We start from the raw sequence: 15,401 nt of genomic DNA, 5'->3' as shown, positions 1-15,401 counted from the left end.
TAGTGGACAAGTCTACTTCGTTTCGATGGATATCTTCGGCCAAACTTTCTATGAAAGGTAGTATCTTCAACGCCGAGTTCGAGGTCATCGAACTGGCGATGACCTCGAAGCCGCTATCCCATTCAGGCTTCAGTCAACGCCGGCTTTTTCGAGCACTGAGATCGCCAGAACCTTGGCCCCCGTCTTGATGGAAATCTCCGGGGCCGGAGCGAAAAATGGCGAATGATTGGAGGGAACGGGCCTGTTCTCTTGGCTGGCTTTTTCAACCTGTTCGGGTGAGGTCCCGCCAACCCAATAGAAAATGGAAGGCACGCCTGCTTCTATGAACTCGGGATAGGTCTCGACGCCCAACGTCGGCTGGACCGCGGTCGGGACGTAGACGACGCCGTCAAAGGACGCATCCAATGCCGGCCTGACGTCGCCGATCAACTCTGACGAGTTCGTGCCGGCCACAGCGCCGCCGCCGATGCGCAGCAGTTCGGGTTCCGGCGCCATGGCCGATTGCGCCGTCGTCTTGGCGACGCGCTGCATCGCCTCCAGCAGCAGCTTGCGCGTCTCCGGGGTGGTCGAACGCATGGTCAACTTCAGCTTGGCCTGATCGGGGATGATGTTGCCCGCAGTCCCCGCCTGAAAACTTCCGACCGTAATCACGCCCGGTTCGCGCGGATCCTTCTCACGGCTCACAACAGCCTGGATATCGGTGACGAAACGGGCCCCCTGGACGATCGGATCGATCGAGAGATGCGGAGCGCTGCCATGCGCCCCGCGACCCTTGAAGGTCAAGTCGAACGTATCGGAGTTTCCGCTGAAGGCACCGTCCTTCACGGTTATTTTGCCGGCGAGATCACCGTTCACGTGCATGGCGAAGCCGAAATCTGGCTTCGGAAACTTCTCGAACAGGCCGGCCTTGAGCATGGCCGTTGCGCCGCCGCCGATTTCTTCGGCCGGCTCACCGACGAGGAGCAGCGTTCCATGCCAATCATCCTTCATCTCGACCAGCAATTGGGCCGCCCCAAGCCATGACGCCATATGGATATCATGGCCGCAGCTATGGGCGACAAAGACCTTTGCCGTCTCATCTGAGTTTCCAGGCCATTGGGTTGCCGGCACCTGTACGCGGCTGGCGTAATCGAGCCCGGTCTTTTCCTCCATCGGCAGCGCATCGAGTTCGGTTCGCAGCATGATCGTCGGGCCGTCGCCATTCCTAAAGACACCGACGAGAGCGGTACCCGCACCCAAGCCGACGGTCACCTCGAAGCCAAGCTTCTCCAATTCTGCCGCCAGACGCTTTGCCGTCCGTGTCTCATGAAAGCCGAGTTCAGGATTGGCATGGAGTTCCTTGTAGACCTTCTCGAGTTCCGGATACTTCTGGTCGATGAGCCTATCGAGCCGTGCGCTCGCAGCGTAAGCTGTGCCCGCGGAAAGCTGCAGGACAAGCATCAAAGCGGTCGTGTTCGCCAGTAACGTCTTCATTTGGTTCCCTTCCATCTGGTGGTCGCCTGTTGGCGGAGCCATGATGGGCGGGCGCAGAGACGGGCGCATTCTCACGGACGGAGGAAGACTGATGCCATTTTTTCTCCACTCGGAACAAAGGCCCGAAATTTCCTCCAAAAAGAAGACGATCTAGATTTCGCTCATTGAGCGGAGTCGTTCAACGCGGGGATCTCCTTGTCTTTGCAGCAACGACCGGTGCCCACTTCCTCGAAACAGAGGAAGAAATGCCCAGGCGAGCCGGTAAGTTGTCGCAAGTTTCCACTATCAGCGGCGTCCCAATGACACTCGGCATCCGAAAAATTTGCACCTTCCTGGAAGAAACCCTTATCGAAGGCGGCAAGATAGCGCCGCGCCCGGTCAACGTCGTCTTGGTGGCTGCAGTGATCCAGAACCCCTGGGCAGGGCGAGGCTTTGTCGAAGATCTGCGGCCGGAAATCACTCGCATCGCCGGTGAACTTAGCCAGGAGATGACGGGCCGGCTGCTCCGCCAGATGCCTGCGGATAAGGTCGAGGCTTGCGGCAAGGCCGCGGCCGTCGGCATCGCCGGTGAGATCGAACATGCCTCGGCGATGATCCACACGCTGCGCTTCGGCAACCCCTTCCGCGAAGCGATCGGCGGCACGAACTACCTCGAATTTGCCAACACTCGTAATGCGCCGGGCGCTCTGTTATCGCTGCCGATGATGCACAAGAGTGAGAACGGCAAACGATCGCATTTCCTTACCGCCAACTTCCAGATCGCCGACGCCCCCGGCCCCGACGAGATCATCGTTGCTATCGGCGCTGCCGATAGCGGTCGCGCGCACGCGCGCATCGCCGACCGTTTTCAAGACATCGCGGAAATGGAAGCAGAAAAGGCGGCATTGCTCGGAAGCGCTTGACGCAGACCAGAGCGCGATACCGCCTCAGGAGTTTGCCATGAGACTTGACGCGATCGACCTACGCATCCTCGACGCCATCCAACGGGATGGCCGCATCACCAAGCTTGCACTCGCAGAAAAGGCGGGCCTTTCTGCCACGCCCTGCTGGATGCGGCTACGCAGATTGGAAAAGGCCGGCATCATCAGCGGATATCACGCGCGCCTATCTCTTCGACGGGTAGCCCCCGTCGCAAGCGCCATGGTCGAATTGACACTTGCCAGCCACCGCCAAGTCGACTTCGACAGATTCGAGCGGGTTGTTCGCGACATTCCCGAAATCGTCTGCTGCTGGTCAGTCGGCGGTGGCGTTGACTATGTCCTGAAGATCGTCGCTGCCGACATCGACGCCTACCAGCGCCTGATCGACACGCTTCTCGACTGGGAACTCGGAATCGCCCGCTACTTCACCTACGTCGTCACGAGGACCGTCAAGGAAGACCCAGTTGTGCCAGTGTCGCTTCTCGTGGCGACTTGACCCTTTTGCGAATTGGCGCCTTCACCTTTTCGGAACAAGACGTTTCCTGCACCTCGCTCGAGGCCATCTTTTCTTGCTGAGATCCCGGAACGATTTCGCGATGCGGGCGTTTCCACGTTGTCTTGATTCTGTTTCCCCAATCAGGGTCAGCCACAAGGCTTCACCAATGTCCCCCAGTGAAGTCTCTTCGATAAGAGCCTCTGGCCTCGTCGTGCCCCCGACGGGGCCATACTTTTTAAGACAGCTCTTTATCGGAAAGCGCTTTGATAGGGCGAGTGCGGCTTCCAGGCTTTGCGACGAAAATTGCAGAAAACGCGCATGGAAACGTAGGGTGCGGGAAAATGTTCCGCCATGGGACTTCAGTCTGATAATCCCTCCGCAATGGTCCTAATACCGTAGCTGCCAGCGCCAGCCGCCCTAAATTTTCTTTTAGCCCATGGCCAGCTCCCCTGCGCGCTGCGGGCGAACAACGACACCAGGGCGGCCTATCGTCCCTTCGGTTCGCCCTGGTGTCGCTGATGATCGAAGGAACACAGGATGTACGAGCAATACCGGTATAACCAACCAGAGCGAAAATTCTCGACAGGGCTTCCGATCGGAGTGATGCTCCTGGCGATGGTCGTCATCGGCGGCTACCTGTTCGTGGGCAGCGCGCTCTCGAACACCCCTCGCCAGCAAGTCGCCACTGTCCTTCCAACGTCGGTCGCACCCTCGAATTAGGCTCTGGCGGAAACGGGGGGCCAGCCATGAGACTCATGCACCTGGGACGAGCCCGCCTGGAGATGGCTTTACCCCGCCATCGCCCCCAGCTGCGCCTTGCGAAATACCCTGATCTGCTCGATCTCTTCGAGGCTTACGCGCTCGCCGCCTCGGCTCTCGACGATCTTTTGCAGGAGTACCCGGCTCGCATCCAGCTGATCACTGAATATCAACAGATCTGCGCCGACTTGCAGACAGAGGTCGTGGTCCTGCTCACTCTCACGGATGAGCGACTGTTTCCATGATCGACCGCGGCCCAAGCCCATGCCTTTACGAAGGGACAGGGTTCTCCCTGTCGCACAAAGGGATCGAACCCTGACAAACGAGTACAGCGGAGGGTCGAGCCATGACCGAACGACGCCAGATGGACGCCAGCGAAATACCGGCATTTGTGTTCGACGTCCTCGAAGTAGGCTGCGACATTTGCGCTGTCGGCCACGACAGCTACGTAATTGGCGAAATCGACGAGCAGACCCAAGCGAGCAGAACCCTTGATCGGATACTAGAGAAATACGGAAACCGCGACCCTCTGAGATGGCAAATTGTTGCCTATCTTTGGTCAATCGGCCGCTTCGTGGAGCTTACGTCGGAGCCCACACGGCATTGATTGCACGTAGAGCCAACCACGCTGCCGGCATGTCCCAATGAAAACATGTATCGCCGCTATCAAGCGTCATCGTGAACTGGTCCTTAGGCGACACGCAAATCTGGTCCGCCAAGGGTGTTTAGTTACTCTCCATACCGGCTGCCGTCGTGGACTTCTGTAGAAGCCCGCTACGGCGCTTTTCTCGTAGCCTGTAGCTGTCGCCACGGATTGTGATGACGTGGCTGTGATGCAGCAACCGATCAAGGATAGCAGTTGCCACGACGGGGTCGCCGAACACTGTTCCCCATTCTCCGACACTGCGGTTGGAGGTGACGAGCATTGCACCCCGCTCGTAGCGCCTCGATACGAGCTGGAAAAATAAGTGGGCTGCATTGGGCTCGAGTGGAAGATAGCCAAGCTCGTCGATGATGAGCAGCTTGGGCTTGGCGAGAAACCCAAGTCGTTCTTCCAGGCGTCCTTCGCCATGTGCTCTCACGAGCGTTGCGACCAATGCCTGCGCCGTTGTGAACAACACCGTGTAGTTTTGACGGATGACCTCTCTTCCAAGCGCAATCGCGAGATGGGACTTCCCAACGCCAGGTGGACCGAGCAGCAGCAAGGCATCACCATTTGCCACCCAACGGGCGGTGGCGAGTTCTCGTATCTGTTGCGGATCGACACTGGGCTGCGCCTCGAAATCAAATCCCTCGAGATCTCGTGCATGCGGGAAATGCGCGATCTTCATCGCCATGATGATGCGTCTCTCGTCCTTCCTTGCAATCTCGCGTTCGCACAGGAATGCGAGCGTCTCGCGAATGGTGAGATCCGCGCGCGAGGCTTCGTCAAGAAGGTTGTCGAGCTGGTCGCGGATGGCGGTGAGCTTCAGCCGGCTCAGCCAGCCGATCAGCGTGTCGTGATCAACTGCCATCACCATTGCCCTCCGATCAACCGCTCATATTCCGACAGTGGGCGAAGAAGTTCGGGCAGCTTGGGAGCGGGCGGATCGGCCTGCGCGGCTTGCTTGACAGGCATGCCGAAGCCGCTGACGCCGACAAAATGGGCGGGATCCGTCAGGCGACGATGACGCCCGTGTGACTCGGCGTGGCTCGCGACAAGCTGACCAGCATGGAATACGCGGACCTGGCCACCGCTGATCGTCACCTCGACAATCTCGCCGATGAGCCGCCACGGGACTGAGTAGGCGTTGGTGTCGACCTCAACGGCGCAATCGGCGTGGACCTTGCGCAGCAGTTCTCGGATCTGACGAAATGGCGGCCTGCCATTTAGTGGGTGTAGCGTCATAGCTTCGTCGCGGACAAAGCGCTCAAGTGGTGGTTCGCCTGTCGTGCCATGGCATCGAAGATCGGCAACCGTGCGCATCCACCACGCAAGGTGCAGGTGAAGGCCTTCCATGCTGTCAAAGCTGTGTCCGGCAAGTGCGTTGTGCTTCACATACCCGACGCCTCGCTCGTCCTTGCCTTTGGTACGAGCCCGGTATGGTGCACATGCGCGAGGACGGAAGTCCCAATAGCGGGAGAAGGCATGCAGCCGATCGTTGAACACGACCTCGCGGGTCACCGCGTCGTGCCGTGTTACCAATGCCGCAGCATTATCGAGAAGGACCTCGCTTGTGACACCGCCAAAATGCCTGAAGGCTGCCTCCATCCCATCGAACCAGGCAGACTGACGGTCGTGGAGAAACGCCGTCGCGTATGTGCGACGCGAATAGCCAAGCGTTGCCACGAAGATGTAGACGCGGACTTTCTCGCCTCCGATCTCCATTCGCTTCTCGCCAAAATCGATCTGTATCTGATGGCCTGGCGGTGTCTCGAAGCGCATCGTCGCTAAAGCCGATGCCGCCAACTGCTGCCGATACCCCGCGACCGCTCGCTCAACCGTGCGCAGACTGACCTCAATGCCGAGTTCTCGAGCCAGATCCTGCCGCACGACATCAGCATTGCCGCCATGGCGAAAGAACCGCTCACGGACCCACGCTTCATGCTTCGAGAGCTGCGTTTCCCGGCGGGCTCGCCGATACCCGCGCCAGCCACCCGTCTCGATGTATCGCTGTACCGTCGTGCGCGAGCATCCCAGCTCCGCCGCGATCCGCCGCGTGCCCCACCCCAGCTTCTTGAGCCGCAGCATCGCAGTCACCTCGTCCGGTTCGAGCATCGCTTCTCTCCGCGCCAATCTCGCGGAGATCTTCGTACCTGTCTCAACGTCCATTAGTCCCTCCTAAGGTCTGAAAGGGGGACCAGTTTTAGGTGTCGCTACCGGACCAGTTTTACATGTCGCCTGACAGCCGCGGTCGGCTGGTCCGACCACAGCCCGGGGATAGCCGAGAGGGCGGCGTCCAAGCCGTATCCGTCAGGCAATCTCTTAGAACCACGTGCCGACAGCCGGTTCTTGCGCGAGAAGCTTCTCTTCGAATGGTTACCGCCGACGGATGCCGTCAATTGCTTCGCACCGACAAGAGTTCCGCTGTCGGGTAAATGAGCCGTTGGAGCAATTGTTCAACTCGCTGGGAACAGGCGCCATGAAAGCTCGTTATATCGGTGAGATACAGAGGAGTCTTTCATGTCCGGTTTCGCAGACCTGCCTCCCCTTGCTGATGACATCGAAGCCGGGCTCGCGGCCTACATGACCGACCCGGAGCTTTCACCGTCCCCTGCCGGTCGAGCCGCCGCAATTGAGACTATTTTGCGCGACTGGCTTGTCGCACATAGTTACATGGGCGCCCCCCCGGATCCCGCCCCCATTCGGTTAGATTCCGAAGGTGTGAATCGAGAAGAAGTCCAGTATCCAGGTTTTATCAAATAGCACCCTGACGCAGGTTCGCCTCCCGCCGGCCCAAGTCAAGCAATCGAGCCTAGTCCCGAGCAGGTCCAACTCGCTGGATGCATGCTCCTTACCAGGCGCTATCGAGGCGTTTGCGCACGCGCCAGCGATCGGGCAATGTCGACGATGTCTTTTCCACCACGCGAGGCGTCACATCCGGATCGCCCTTCTCGATAAGCGCGCCGATCTCATCAAGCACTGCAGAGCCCTGACCAGCGGATAGGCTCCCCACTCATGATTGACGGGCAGACTTGACTTCCTTCCGACAACGTCGCCACATCTTCGTCGCTGGCAAACTTGCCTCGGTCGGCCTCGCGCAATGTAGCACTGATATCGTTGATGTCTCGACCGCGGGTGGTGTGGCTGTCATATTTCGCGCGTCGGACAAATGCTTTCGATCCGCAGAGAGGAAATAGACTTATGGCAGATGAGGTCAAATTGGACGACAACCAGGTTACTGCGACCGCTCCGGCGGAAGTGGCAGCGCCTAAGAAGCGCGGACCACGAGCAAAAAAAGTGGACGTTGCCACGGCAGAGTCAAGCCCCGCACCGAGCGCCGGGAAAGGCCGGAAGCGCAAGGAAACTTCGGCCGAGGCGAAAACTGCAAGTCAACCGAAGCGCGCCGCAAGGGCAAACGCCGCAAGGAAGAACGACGACAAGAGGACGGCCGCGCAATCGCAAGTACATGACGAGATCGCGGATCTTCTTCAGCTGGAGAAAGAGAATTCGCGGCTTCGCCGGGAGCTCGGCGATAAGTTGCGGGCCGAGAATGCTGAGTTGCGCAAGCGGCTCGGGCTCAGCTGAGTGTTAATGAAAGACCGATCGTCTACGCGATCGGTCTTCGTCAAAGCATCCTTCGGAGATGGCATGGCGCAATCCTGGATGACGAGATATCATGAAATCACCATGGAAGTTCTTACTTGATCTGACCTCAAGAGGCAGAGCTGTCGAGCCCCGGGAATCTATATCGGAGCCCGTGAGCGAAAGCTCGGATGCGCCCTTGGCAGGAATGGATCCTCCTGCAAGTACTCAAACGACGGATGCGGTCACAAACGCTGCCGACCCGGAGCCGAGCGAAGTCAAAAACAATGTCCGGACCGGCGGAGCAAATGCGGTTGATTTCGAGACCGCCAGCCACAGCACAAACCTTTTGGGCGGTCAGGCGCCCGAGCAGGCGGATCGACCCGCACGCAAACCACACCGACGGCAAACAAGAGACAAGAGATCAAGCGCCTCCGTTGCGGTGGATCCTCGGGTCGAGTATGGCTCACCGAGCCTCCGTGCTCCCAAGCAGCCGATCTCTTTAGCCGATGACGTGGCCGCCCTGGATGAGGAAATAAGAATGCTAAGGCGTCAGCTTTCGGAGAAGCTGGTGCTACAGAACGCCCAACTCAAGAAGATGCTAGAGCGATTTTGACGCTTTACGCGCTGAACCAGCTTTGGTCCCTGGATATCGATGAAGCCACAACAGCGAAAGTTCATTGTCGAAGTGAAATCGGCGCGCCGACGTTCGACAGGTCGACCAGCCTCTATTTGGGGCGACACCGATCTGAAGGCATTTGTGCGTGAGGCGGAGGCCGAAGTCCCACATCTGTTTCTTGCTGAAGCTCGAATTGGTGACCAGCCACCGGAGGTTACGGAACCGCTCAATTCAGTGGCTGCGGCGGTCGATGATGCCCCAACAACCGCTAGTCAACCAGAAGTGCCAGAAGAGAGTGTCGTCCCCAAGACAAGCTCGGCAGATGCGTCAGCCAACGCCACCTTCCCGGTAAAGCCGCCCGAGCGTTCGAAGCGTCCTCGTTCGACGGGTTTGGCGCGGCGCGTGCCAACAAAGTCAGTGCACATTGCAATTGCAGTCACTGTTGACGAGCTGGCGTCACTCCAGGATGCAAACCTCCGGCTGAAAAAGCGTCTGGTTCGGAAGCTTCGACAGGAAAATGCGGTACTTCAGAGTATGCTGGATCGGTTTGAGGCGCATTAAATGCGAGCTGGATCGCCCCCATCTTGGTCCCGCTTTAAGGAGCGTCGCGATCGACATCTTGCGTCGGTTTAACGGCTTCCTATCTCTGTGGCGTCTTCGACATGGAGCCCCGAGATGAATCGACAGACAACCCGTGCCAGTTCTGACCGACAGATCGAAATTCTTCCGCCTGAACGCGAGCCACGAAACACGTCCGATACCGTAGTGTGCCTCTGTTGCCAACAGAAGCACCTCGCCTCACTGATGGATGTCGACGGTTGCGGCATTTGTGAGGACTGCCTCGCACCTCGTTAATCCTGAACCCCACTCGGCGACCTCTGTGCAAGTGGCTGGGAGGCAGGAAGTACTTCGCAGCGCTATTGGACGCGGCCCGTCAGAGGGCGACGTCCGCGGGCAGACTGCTCCAACTTCGATGTTGCAGCAATCCGGTGGAACGATGACGGCTTGCGAAGGGTCCAAAAGCTGATGGCGCCGATGCACCCTCAGCAACTGTTCCCGCGAAATGGCCGATGGGAAGCCATCGGCTCCTACTGCTGCTTGGCGAGCGCGTCGATCAACCCGATCTGAGAACGAACGCCTCTTCGATACTCGTTGATGAGGATTTTCGCTTCCGCTGTGGCGTCTTTTCGGCTGATCTTTTGATGACGGCACCATGCGTCAAGCACGCTCTGGAGCAGCGCAACGTCGTTCGGTGCGATGCTCGAATTCTCCAGGTTCATTTGTTGCTCTCCCAAGACGACAAATTGCCCCGAATGACGCCGCCCCCGGCATCAAGGCGATGATACTCATGGAGCAGCCGTTAGGAAGTAAACGATTGGTGAGGAGCAAACTAAATTCAGTGGCATCGGATCGCGGGTTTCCCGCAAGTCGATTTCCTGTGACTGAGCAGTGCTGCAGGTGCCCGCATGCGTTGTGTTCCGCCATACCGAGACCTAGCTGCGATCCAAATTGAACGACGTTGACCATGGATCCTGAAATGGTCAACGTCGCACCTTGGAACCACAGAAGGGCGCCAGCTAAAAGCAGCCAGCAAACCTGGCAAACTTGCCAGGCCCGTATTTCTACCTGCTTTGACGGCCGGGCGGCTCAGAACTCCTGCCAGTCGCTGCTGACATCGAGTGCTGCATTGCCGTGGTAGGCTGCCGTCCTACGCGTCGACCGATGCGGCTGAGAGCTGTCGTTTCTTGTGGTCGTTCGCCCGTTCGCCAAGGGACTCTGAGTTGCGCCTTGGAGTTTGAATTGGCTGACAAGTCCTCTGAGGCGCACCGCCTCATTCGCAAGTGTGTTGGAAGCCGCATTGGACTGCTCCACCATTGCCGCATTCTGCTGCGTCGTCTGATCCATCGCGTTAACTGCGGTGTTGACTTCGGCAAGCCCGGCGGACTGCTCTTTCGCAGATGTGGCGATCGATTCCATGTGGGTGTTGATTTCAACAATGAAGCCACTGATCGTTTTCAACGCAGAGCCTGCGTCACGGACGAGTTTCACACCGTTGTCCACCTCTGCGGAAGAGTTGTCGATCAGGCCTTTGATTTCCTTGGCAGCCTGTGCAGAACGCTGGGCGAGTTCTCGAACTTCCTGGGCAACGACCGCAAAGCCCTTGCCGGCTTCTCCCGCCCGGGCCGCCTCAACGCCGGCGTTGAGAGCGAGGAGGTTCGTCTGAAAAGCGATCTCGTCGATAACGCCGATGATGTTGGAAATCTGCTGTGAGCTTTCCTCGATCTTTCGCATGGCCTCTTCGGCGTGGGATACGACCTGGGCGGATTCGGCTGCCGAACGGTTGGCGCGGCTTGCAACCCCCTTTGCCTCCTCAGTTCGCTTGGAGGAATTGGCGACGTTGACTGTAATCTGGTCAAGCGCCGCCGCGGTCTCTTCGAGCGACGCAGCCTGTTGCTCGGTCCGTTTCGAAAGGTCGTCGGTTCCGACCGCGATCTCGCGCGTGCCGGTATCGAGGGTCGAAATTGACCCGGAAATCTGCACAAGGGTCGTGCCGAGTTGAGCAACGGACTGATTGAAATCGTGGCGAAGTGTCTCAAAATCCTGCGCGAAGGCATCGTTAATCTGGAAGGCCAGATCGCCTGATGCCAGTCTCTTGAGGCCGGCTGCAAGGCCCGACGTTGCGACGCGCAAGCGTTCAGCGGCATCATTTTCGGCCTTTTCCTGCATCGCAATGCGCTCGACTTCGGCGCGTTTGCGGCTTTCCTGAGCTTCCTGCTCAAGCCGCCGGTTGGTGATCGCGCCCTGGCGGAAGACTTCGAGGGCCTTGCCCATGTCGCCGATTTCGTCGGCATTGCGAGCAAGTTCGATCTGCGCGTCCAGTTGACCCTCAGCAACGAGGCCCATGGAAGTCCCAAGCTTGTACATGCCCCCGATAATTCGTTTGAAGGTGACGAATCCGACGATGAAAAGCATGAGCGCCAAAGCGGACATGGCGATGGTGATGAGCATCCAATAGAACGATGCCTTGACACTGGCCTCGTCGACGGCCGCTTGCGTGCGATGCTCCAGTTTCACATAGAAGGCATCCACCGGCTTCATGATCTCGGCCTTGAATCGGTGATAGTCCGGCGAGTTCAGCATTTTCGTCGCCTTGCTCTTGGCTTCGGGGCCAAGTTTGGCGGCGTTGTCAACGAGCGCCATCGCCTCGGTTTCAAGCTTGATCAGCGCATCAGAGCGCTTTCCCGCCTCGCCGAGGAGGGCGAATTCCTCTTTGGTGAAACCAGCCTGCTGCATCAGATCTTGCATAGAAACAGCCGTTGCGTCAGGACGCGGCTTTGCGTCCCCGCCTGCGACGAAATCCCAATAGATGCGGTGATAGTCTTCGGGCCGCGGTCGCGTTCCATTGCGGATTTCAACGACCGCATTGTATTGGTCCTTGAAGGAAGGGTCCCCCGTCTCGGCGTAGGTACGCACGAGGCGAGTCAAATCATCCGACGATTGCCGGAAGTTGTCAGCCAGCATGTACGAGTGATATTTCTGGTCGTAAGCCCGCGTAACATCAGCTGCTGCACCCGCGTAGCCCCAAAGACTGGTGATGAGGCCAGCCATGGTCATACCGGTGACCGATGCCAGAACGATAAATTGGCTCTTAATTCTCATGAAGACGATTCCTGATGTGGATATCGCTGCTGGCGTGCCGAACTCATTTCTATCGCCAGTGGCCATACCTCACATGAAAGCAGGTGGACCGGGCTGCATTGCCCGAAGCAAGTATCCTATAGAATAAATTGGTTATTGAACGGATAATGGGGTCACTGATACGAGACGGCATCAGCATAGTCAGCAACCTCACCTTTGAGTTGCAATAATTATCAAGTGAATTTGTAGTTTATTCGATTGTGTTAACCGGGACAATTTCCACCCACAAACGGCGAGGAACGCAGATTTTGGTTTCACCGATGGAAAATACAATTTTCGGGCGAGACCTTGTTCTTATGCCCCCCGCAAATATAAACTTGCGCAGCACCGCTCCCCTGGGGCGCCCGCAGGTCGTGGCGCCCATCTTCAAATCGCTCAATTCGAGCGCAAGCGAAGCCGAACGCTTACGCAACCGGCGGCACGCTCATTGCGAGGATAGGAACTGGCGGCGGTTCCAACTGTTTAGTGGAGCGAGCGAGAAACGTTCGCCTTTCGAAGACTGCGTCGTTTTCCCCCTCCCCTAGATTTGATACCGACCCTGCCGCCTTCGTGTAGAGATGAAGTGGGCGTCGCGCCAAACACTCGCCTACCTCGCTATGAGGATCGATGGTCGATGTTGCGCCCGTTGAAGAAAGGAGGTTCCATAACAACCGTGAAAGGTGGCAGGCACAAAGCGCGCTCGCGGATGAGGCACCGCTGGGAGAGCAAGCGCATCATTGAGGAGGTTGGCTGTACATGAAGGCCGCAACGCGAGATCTGAAGGTGTTGGCGGTGTGCATTGGCAAACCCGAAGAAAGACCCGGCAAGAAGATGAAAACCGGGATCAACAAGCACCCAACAGGCGAAACGGTCTTCGTTGGGTTCGAGGGTCTTGCAGACGACGCCGTTTGTAATGGAAAATACCACGGCGGTCCCGAGCAGGCGGTTTACGTTGAAGGAAACCTAACCCGCCTTTGGTGGCAAAGGGCGCTCAACAAGCCTATCAATCACGGGCTATTTGGCGAAAATCTGTGTATTGCAGGTTTGGACAACCAAATCGTGTCGGTCGGCGACCGTCTCCTAATAGGCGATCTCGTGATGGAAGTAACAGCGCCCCGGATGCCGTGCCGAGTACTTGCGGATAGAATGGGAGATCATGGCTTTCCCAAACTATACAAAAAGGTCGCTCGCCCCGGCTTTTACTGCCGTGTTATTCACCCCGGCTACGTCACCGCAGGAGCGCTCGTGCGGTACGTGCCTTACGCCGGAGAGCGCGTCTCGATGACAGAGATGGCAAGACACCATGGCAAGAGGGGGTCGCCAGAACTAATTGCCCTCTATCAGTCCGTGCCGGTGCACGCCAAGCTGCGGGCCTTTCTTTCGAACGGCCTGATCAAGTTTTAGGATGGTACGCAGTGTGGCCTGGTATCCGTCTCTTGGTCGCCCATAGTGCCGCCGGAGGCTCATCCACACTTGCCTCCGACCCCATCCCCCTCCGCTTAACGAGCGCCGGCGCGGTTGAGTCGTTCAGACGGAGCACTTGCTGATCGCGGTCGTCACCCCGAACGATCGAGGACGTGGGCGACTTTTGACTACTTCTGGGCCTGAACGCGAAGCTCATTCATGTATGCGTCGAGCTTCGTCCGTGAGGGGCCTATGCGTTCCAGGATCTCGCGGGCTTCCAAAGGTTGTAACTTGTAGATGGCAATAAATTCCGTGAGATCGTAGTGGCCGTTGTAGACTGTCTCGAAAGGTTCGACTGAGCGCGCGCGAGTGGGTTTTGCAGTGACGCATGTTTTCCCAGCGATTGCCTCTTGATTGCCGTGTGTCATCGTTAACTACCGTCCTGCATGTGCTGGTCGCCTCACGCGTCCTATAAGGCCGTGGAAGCCGACGAATGTCGCTCAACGTCGAACAGGCAGCACTTGTTCCGAGAAAATGGCAACGTTGATCCGACAGATTTTTGAACACACCTGCCGCAGTCACGGCGTCTATCGATCCCGTGTTTATTTGGTCGTATTTCCACGGGTGGGGCAATGCGTGAGATGGAAACGGCCACCATCCGATCGCCTGACGAAAGGGGTGATCTGGTGCGGGCTCGCCGACGCAGAAAGAGTGGCCGCCCTTGTCCATCTGGCACTGTACAAGGGTCGTCGACCCTCATAATGCCGACGCGGGCGTTTTTTTTACAGCGGCTGAACGTGCTGAAGATTGTGCCCGTGTCCGGACGAGTACAGGAAAAAGAGTGGGGTACGCGGAGCCGCTGGAAGGGCCCAAGCAAATCCAGCTGTCGTACTACCTTTTGGACGGCTTCAGACATGGTTTGCCCGTGCGGGTGGGACAGACCAAAAGGAACTCGGCCGACCCATCCGTCCGCAACGCCGGCATTTCAGGGCCGAATGAACTCATGCGTATCTGGGGGCTCAAGCGGGCGGCCAACTGACAGTGATGTCTCCGTGGAGGCCCCAGACGCCATAACTCTTTGTCCATCGATTTTGAGACGACGAAGGTGGCGCTTTGAAGGGCCCTTGGCCGGTAGCTGATACCTCCAGAACGGAGTTCTCGCCACCCCATACGGCGAACGTACTAGGTTGCCGCCCGAGATGACTAGTGCATGGACGTTGAAGAACGAAGCCCCTACCTGTATAGTGTCATCTATAGTTTATTTCTATTTTATCAAACTGTTAGGATACGGAAGGGGGACATCATGCGCCTTCCTGAGGTACTTTGGGCGGTTCCATTATCTGTTCGCTTACAGTCAGGAACGAACCGCCTATTCGCATCAGTTTACGACGCGCTGGATTTTCTAGAGCATGAATGGCCGATAAGGCACGGACAGGGCTATGAACGAGCCGTGACGACATGCCGGGGCGCGCTGAACCGTTCGGTTCCCTCTGCAGTCGCGCGCGAGGCCTTCATTGGTGCGTGCATGGAGGCTAATATGCAAACGTCAGGCGTCGCTGCCCACTATCATGCGCGTTCGGGACCTCACGGCAAGCCACTGGCCTGACCAGGAGTACCGCTTCGGAACTAGTTCCGCGAATCTCCGTAGGCGAGGTCCCGGACGATATCCCAGGTGAAAATCCCGGAGTCCACGGCATCCGTACCGGCGAGATCGACCACGAACGTGCGCTCTCCGCTTGCTTCATTGTGGGTCTTCGCCTCTACCCCTTGCAATCGCCCTCCCGAACTTGTCGCTCGTTTTTCTTCTCCGCGCAACTGTCGCTGAAC

General features: G+C 57.9%; 16 protein-coding genes. 10 read left to right on the top strand and 6 right to left on the bottom strand.

All coding sequences use genetic code 11. The annotated features are described in order from the left end of the window. Positions 1-129: 129 nt before the first annotated feature. Positions 130-1,473: an amidohydrolase gene (locus tag AC3WVQ_RS30885; RefSeq protein WP_060607915.1), complete on the bottom strand. Its 1,344-nt coding sequence runs from the start codon at positions 1,471-1,473 to the stop codon at positions 130-132. 299 nt (positions 1,474-1,772) lie between these two features. Between AC3WVQ_RS30885 and AC3WVQ_RS30880 the strand changes: the two genes are divergently transcribed. The 4 genes from AC3WVQ_RS30880 (at position 1,773) to AC3WVQ_RS30865 (ending at position 4,255) form a co-directional block, all read left to right on the top strand. Then, positions 1,773-2,375: an amino acid synthesis family protein gene (locus AC3WVQ_RS30880; RefSeq protein ID WP_060519031.1), complete on the top strand. Its 603-nt coding sequence runs from the start codon at positions 1,773-1,775 to the stop codon at positions 2,373-2,375. Positions 2,376-2,412: 37 nt separating this feature from the next. Then, on the top strand, positions 2,413-2,889 hold the full coding sequence (locus tag AC3WVQ_RS30875) for an Lrp/AsnC family transcriptional regulator (protein WP_060607921.1): 477 nt from the start codon (positions 2,413-2,415) through the stop codon (positions 2,887-2,889). Between the two features lie 746 nt (positions 2,890-3,635). Next, complete coding sequence (locus tag AC3WVQ_RS30870) at positions 3,636-3,893, top strand: hypothetical protein (RefSeq protein WP_192444540.1); 258 nt, start codon at positions 3,636-3,638, stop codon at positions 3,891-3,893. 101 nt (positions 3,894-3,994) lie between these two features. Continuing rightward, positions 3,995-4,255, top strand: coding sequence for a Y4lK-related protein (locus AC3WVQ_RS30865; RefSeq protein WP_234798879.1), 261 nt, complete (start codon positions 3,995-3,997; stop codon positions 4,253-4,255). 118 nt (positions 4,256-4,373) lie between these two features. Here AC3WVQ_RS30865 and istB read toward each other — a convergent pair whose 3' ends face one another. Together istB and istA are read right to left on the bottom strand one after the other, a co-directional pair. Beyond that, entirely contained in the window at positions 4,374-5,165 is a 792-nt protein-coding gene (gene istB, locus AC3WVQ_RS30860; RefSeq protein ID WP_089046329.1) for an IS21-like element helper ATPase IstB, read from the bottom strand. Then, complete coding sequence (gene istA / locus AC3WVQ_RS30855) at positions 5,162-6,460, bottom strand: IS21 family transposase (RefSeq protein WP_034804431.1); 1,299 nt, start codon at positions 6,458-6,460, stop codon at positions 5,162-5,164. Before istA ends, istB begins: the two co-directional genes overlap by 4 nt. A gap of 351 nt (positions 6,461-6,811) precedes the next feature. Between istA and AC3WVQ_RS30850 the strand changes: the two genes are divergently transcribed. Then, positions 6,812-7,054: a hypothetical protein gene (locus AC3WVQ_RS30850; protein WP_034799922.1), complete on the top strand. Its 243-nt coding sequence runs from the start codon at positions 6,812-6,814 to the stop codon at positions 7,052-7,054. An 88-nt stretch (positions 7,055-7,142) separates the two neighbouring features. On the opposite strand, the gene AC3WVQ_RS30845 is transcribed toward AC3WVQ_RS30850, so the two are convergent. Then, complete coding sequence (locus AC3WVQ_RS30845) at positions 7,143-7,271, bottom strand: hypothetical protein (protein ID WP_255382115.1); 129 nt, start codon at positions 7,269-7,271, stop codon at positions 7,143-7,145. 221 nt (positions 7,272-7,492) lie between these two features. On the opposite strand from AC3WVQ_RS30845, the gene AC3WVQ_RS30840 reads away from it, so the two are divergent. From AC3WVQ_RS30840 to AC3WVQ_RS30830, 3 genes are all read left to right on the top strand, one after another. Continuing rightward, positions 7,493-7,876, top strand: a complete 384-nt coding sequence (locus AC3WVQ_RS30840; RefSeq protein WP_192445500.1) for a transcriptional regulator — start codon at positions 7,493-7,495, stop codon at positions 7,874-7,876. Positions 7,877-7,967: 91 nt separating this feature from the next. After that, positions 7,968-8,489, top strand: coding sequence for a hypothetical protein (locus AC3WVQ_RS30835; protein ID WP_127890335.1), 522 nt, complete (start codon positions 7,968-7,970; stop codon positions 8,487-8,489). Between the two features lie 39 nt (positions 8,490-8,528). After that, on the top strand, positions 8,529-9,053 hold the full coding sequence (locus AC3WVQ_RS30830; RefSeq protein WP_127890334.1) for a hypothetical protein: 525 nt from the start codon (positions 8,529-8,531) through the stop codon (positions 9,051-9,053). A gap of 527 nt (positions 9,054-9,580) precedes the next feature. Here AC3WVQ_RS30830 and AC3WVQ_RS30825 read toward each other — a convergent pair. Further along, positions 9,581-9,772: a hypothetical protein gene (locus AC3WVQ_RS30825; protein ID WP_034799920.1), complete on the bottom strand. Its 192-nt coding sequence runs from the start codon at positions 9,770-9,772 to the stop codon at positions 9,581-9,583. A 367-nt stretch (positions 9,773-10,139) separates the two neighbouring features. Continuing rightward, positions 10,140-12,218 carry a methyl-accepting chemotaxis protein gene (locus AC3WVQ_RS30820; RefSeq protein WP_244496854.1) on the bottom strand — a complete coding sequence of 693 codons (2,079 nt, stop codon included), beginning with the start codon at positions 12,216-12,218 and terminating at the stop codon, positions 10,140-10,142. A gap of 708 nt (positions 12,219-12,926) precedes the next feature. Here AC3WVQ_RS30820 and AC3WVQ_RS30815 point away from each other — a divergent pair. Beyond that, the gene (locus AC3WVQ_RS30815) at positions 12,927-13,574 is read left to right on the top strand and encodes an MOSC domain-containing protein (protein ID WP_060519025.1); all 648 of its coding nucleotides are present in this window, start codon (positions 12,927-12,929) and stop codon (positions 13,572-13,574) included. A gap of 1,303 nt (positions 13,575-14,877) precedes the next feature. Beyond that, the gene (locus AC3WVQ_RS30810) at positions 14,878-15,180 is read left to right on the top strand and encodes a DUF982 domain-containing protein (RefSeq protein WP_082566340.1); all 303 of its coding nucleotides are present in this window, start codon (positions 14,878-14,880) and stop codon (positions 15,178-15,180) included. The last annotated feature ends 221 nt before the right edge of the window (positions 15,181-15,401 follow it).

The sequence above is a fragment of the Ensifer sp. EB106-05-01-XG146 genome (genome assembly GCF_058791875.1).
The sequence above is the reverse complement of the archived record's forward strand: the minus strand, read 5'-3'. Positions and strand labels throughout refer to the sequence as shown.